Genomic DNA, 356 nt, shown 5'->3' with positions numbered 1-356 from the left:
GCCAGGCATTCCCGACTAAAATTATCGACTACAGTCAGCGCCCGGATCCGGCGCCCGTTGAACAGATTATCAGCAACGAAATCCATACTCCAGCACTGATCGGCTGCCGTCACTGCCGGACGCTCCTCTGTGTCTGGCTGTGACATGTCGCCGGGGTCGCTTTGTCCGCAGATTCAGTCCTTCCTGACAATAAATACGGTGGGTTTTCTTATGGTTAATCAGCCAGCCTTCCCGGCGCAGCAGGATATGTATGCGCTGCACGCCGTAGCGGATGCGGGTTTCCGCTATTTCCCTTATCCGCTGCGTGACTGCGCGGTCGTCACGCCGGCTTTGATAGTGGTAGACCGTGCGGCTCT

1 pseudogene is annotated in these 356 nt (G+C 57.0%); it reads right to left on the bottom strand.

Features of this window, described 5'->3' with window-relative positions:
• Positions 1–356: pseudogene (locus AAZR23_RS20760) on the bottom strand (IS3 family transposase); the annotation flags it as partial.

Source organism: Morganella sp. Je.2.23 (genome assembly GCF_051129855.1).
Lineage (GTDB): Bacteria > Pseudomonadota > Gammaproteobacteria > Enterobacterales > Enterobacteriaceae > Morganella > Morganella sibonii.
The sequence above is the reverse complement of the archived record's forward strand: the minus strand, read 5'-3'. Positions and strand labels throughout refer to the sequence as shown.